Raw genomic sequence first — 3,635 nt, forward strand, 5'->3', positions numbered from 1 at the left:
ACCCACGACGCCTTCACCAGCGCGCACGCGTGCGCGCCTTCCCGCAGCCCGAGCGCCTCGGCGCTTTCGTGCGTCACCACGGCGACGACGGCTTGCCCGCCCGGCAGCGCAAGCGTCACCTCGTCGTTGACGGTGCCGCGCACGAGCGACGCGACCTTGCCGAACCACTGGTTGCGCGCGCTCGTCTTCATCCCGATCCGGCCGATCAGCGCCCAGTCGACGTCGAAGCCGGCAACGGCCGCGCTCGCGGCCTCGATGAAGCGGCGATGCTCGCGCTCGATCGTGCGGAACGCGGCGATCAGCGACGTCGCGCGCGGCGTCAGCGTCGTGCCGCCGCCGCCCTTGCCGCCCGTCGAACGCGCGACGAGCGGTTCGCCGGCGAGATTGTTCATCGTGTCGACCGCGTCCCACGCGGCCTTGTAGCTGAGGCCGACGGCCTTCGCCGCGCGCGTGATCGAACCGGTGTCGCCGATCGCGGCGAGCAGCGCGATGCGCGTCGCGCCGCCGAGCGTCTGTTCGCCGGCGCGCAGCCACAGCTCGCCGCCCAGTTCGAGCGGTCCGGCGGACGAGGAAGAAGGCGGGACGTCGGTCATCATCGGCATGCGTGCGGGAAACGGGCGGCCATTATAGGGGCGGCGCACGGCGCTCAGCGTGGCTTGCCGTCGAGCTTCGGCGGCCGCAGGCTGGCCAGCAGCGTCTCGGCGTCGCGCGCCGCCCGCTGTTCGAGCGCGACGCCGTAACCGCGCACGAAACCAAGCTGATACGGCGGCGCCGCCAGTTGCTCGAGATGATGCAGCGCGACCATCGCGTCGTTCGCTTCGCCGAGCACGCTCTGCACGCGCGCCAGCGTCTTGACCGTCTCGGTGCGCGTGCGGCGCGACGCCACCGACGCGAAGAATTCGAGTGCGTAGCGCAGCCGCTTCGCATCGATCCGCACCTGGTGGCGTGCCGCCGTGTCGAGCGACGTGAGCGACGGCGATCCGTAGAGATGCCCGAACAGCCGCCGTACGCGCTTGGTCGCGTGACGCCGCAGCGACGGCGCGTCGTCGCCGTCAGCCGCCGGCAGCGCGAGCGCGCTCAGCCATTCGAGCCAGCCGAGCGTCAGCCGCGCATAGCGGGCCGAATGCAGCGCCTGCCGCAGCTCGACGCGCGCGGCCATCGACTGCGCGCGGGCGGCGTCGAGCGTGCCGTCCCAGTCGCTGCCGCCGCCGTCGGCCGCGATCAGCGCAGGCAGGCTCTCGGTCGCGAACACGTCCCAGTCGCGCACCGTACCGAGCAGCTTGGCGAGCCAGCGCAGGTCGACGCCGAGCGTGTCCTTCCATTGACGGTCGGTGAAGCGCGGGAAGAAGCGCATCAGCGTGCGCAGGCGGCGCAGCGCGACGCGCATCTGGTGCACGAATTCGGGATCGTCGCGATCGAGCACGCCGCACTCGTTGCCGAGCCATTGCGCGGTGATGTCGCCGGACAGCGCAAACAGCGCGGCGCGCTGCGTGCGGATGCCGGTCAGGTCGACGGGCTGCGCCTTGACCAGCGTGGCGGCTACGGGCCCGCCGGCACAGGCGCGGTCGATCACGCTCGTCAGTTGCACGAAGGCCGGCCACGCGCCGCTCAATTCGCGCGCCGCGGCAAACAGCGCGTGCAGCGCGGCCGTGCGCGCGGCCACGGTTTCCCAGTCGGGCGCGGCCAGGCGCAGCTCGACGTAGCGGCGCGGCGGCTCGCCGCCGCCGTGCAGCGTGATGTCGTCGAGCGTCATCTCGACCACGACGCCGCTGTCGTCGGCCCAGCGCCCGCGCCGCCGCTCGCTGACGAGACGCAGCGCCGATGCCTGGGCCCGCGCTTCGTCGGTATTCGGTGCAACGCCGTCGATTTCGGCGACCGGTGGTGCGTCGGCATCGGTCGCGCCAGCCGTCGCGGGCACCGGCAGCGGCGTCGCGACGACGATGCCGGCGTGTTCCGCGTCGAACAGTTCGCGCTGCGTGACGCCGGGGGTGAACGTCCGGGTGCGCGATGCGACGACCCGCGTGCCATGCGCGTTCGATTCGACCCAGGTCCACCAGCTCGCGCCGGGGCTCCGCTCGGCCTCCTCGATCTGGCACGGCTCGATCGTCACGCGTTCGTGGCCGCGCCGCATCCGGACCTGCGGGCAGATCCGCCACGCGCGCACGAGCTCGGCGCCGAAGTCGCGTTGCGCGCCACGGGCACGGCTTGCGCCCTTGACCGGCCATCCTTCCAGCGACAACGACAACACGATTTCCAGCACACGCGACATGGAGGCTCCTGCACATGAAGGATCGCCGGCGCATCGACCGCGCCGGCGTCGCTCGTCAAGCAGCTTCCATAGTACACGCCGCCCAAACGCGCGGGCGTCGATCCGGCCCCGCCGCCCTGTGGCAGGTCAAGCCGGCCCGTCAGACGGCGTATTGCGCGATGCCGTTGCCGAACGACCAGTTCTCCTTCAGCACTTCGACGAGACCGATGAATACGTCTTCCTGCCGCACGCCGGGCTGCTGCGCGAGGTTGTCGGCGATCGCCCGGTACAGCGAGCGCTTCTGCTCGAGCGTGCGGGTGTTGTTCGCGGTGATCTGGATGATCACGAGATCGTCACTGCGCTCGATATCGAGGTAATGGCGACCGAACACGAAGTTCTCGGCCGTATGCTCGGTCACGACCATGAAGATGTCGTCCTCGGGAACGTTGAACGTCTGGATCAGCGCGCGTTGCACGCCGTCGACGAGGGCTCTGCGGTAGGCGGCCGGCTTGCCTTCGCGTAAGGCGATACGGGTGAATGGCATGGTCATGCTCCTGTCGGTGAGTGACGGTGAAGAACGAAAACACAGCGTCAGGTTAGGCGCGGCAACCTATAATGAACAGTCATTGATGAATATTTCATTTATTTTCATTTGAAATGAAAGTACTCGATCTCGATGCCGTCCGCGCGTTCGTGCTGGTCGCCGACCTCGCCAGCTTCACGCGCGCCGCCGACGCGCTCGGCACCACGCAATCGGCCGTCAGCCTGAAGCTGAAGCGACTGGAGGCCCATCTCGGCAAGCCGCTGCTGGCGCGCACGCCGCGCGTCGTCAAGCTGGCCGCCGACGGCGAGAATTTCCTGCCGGCCGCCCGTGCGCTGCTCGACGCGCACGAGCGTGCGCTCGGCGCGATCTCGACCGGCACGGTGCGCCTGTCGCTCGGCGTCAGCGAGCACGTCGCGGTGCCCGACCTGCCGGCCGTGCTGACGAGCCTGCACCGGCAGGACCCCGGGCTGTCGCTGGAAATGCATCTCGGGGCGTCGACGAGCCTGCTCCCGCAATACGACGAACGGCGGTTCGACGCGGTGATCGCGCGGCACGAGCCCGGCGAGGACCCACCGCGCGACGACGCCACGCCGCTGTTCACCGAGCCGCTGGCATGGCTCGCCGCGCCCGACTGGGCGCCGCGGGCTGGCGAGCCGCTGCCGCTCGCGGTGCTGGCCGGCCCCTGCGGGGTGCGGGCCGCCGCACTGCGCGCGCTCGATCGCGCGGGGTTGCCGTGGCGCGAGCGCTTCACGGGCGGCGGGGTCGCGGCGGTCACGGCGGCCGCCGCGGCCGGGTTGGCCGTCTGCCCGCTCGCGCGGCGCGTCGCCCCGCGCACGCTGGTCG

4 protein-coding genes are annotated in these 3,635 nt (G+C 71.0%); 1 reads left to right on the plus strand and 3 read right to left on the minus strand.

What is annotated here, in order from left to right:
- From H3O04_RS34510 to H3O04_RS34520, 3 genes are all read right to left on the minus strand, one after another.
- Positions 1–593, minus strand: a 593-nt coding sequence (locus H3O04_RS34510) for a molybdenum-dependent transcriptional regulator (protein ID WP_202589428.1), incomplete at its 3' end; no start/stop codon positions are given.
- A 53-nt stretch (positions 594–646) separates the two neighbouring features.
- Positions 647–2,269 (minus strand): CHAD domain-containing protein, encoded by a 1,623-nt coding sequence (locus H3O04_RS34515; RefSeq protein ID WP_202589429.1) that lies wholly within the window; start codon positions 2,267–2,269, stop codon positions 647–649.
- A 139-nt stretch (positions 2,270–2,408) separates the two neighbouring features.
- Complete coding sequence (locus H3O04_RS34520; protein WP_011548167.1) at positions 2,409–2,792, minus strand: tautomerase family protein; 384 nt, start codon at positions 2,790–2,792, stop codon at positions 2,409–2,411.
- 113 nt (positions 2,793–2,905) lie between these two features.
- Here H3O04_RS34520 and H3O04_RS34525 point away from each other — a divergent pair.
- On the plus strand, positions 2,906–3,635 hold a 730-nt coding region (locus H3O04_RS34525; protein ID WP_202589430.1), incomplete at its 3' end, for a LysR family transcriptional regulator.

Origin of the sequence: Burkholderia sp. KCJ3K979, assembly GCF_016759955.1 — a bacterium.
Classification (GTDB): domain Bacteria; phylum Pseudomonadota; class Gammaproteobacteria; order Burkholderiales; family Burkholderiaceae; genus Burkholderia; species Burkholderia orbicola.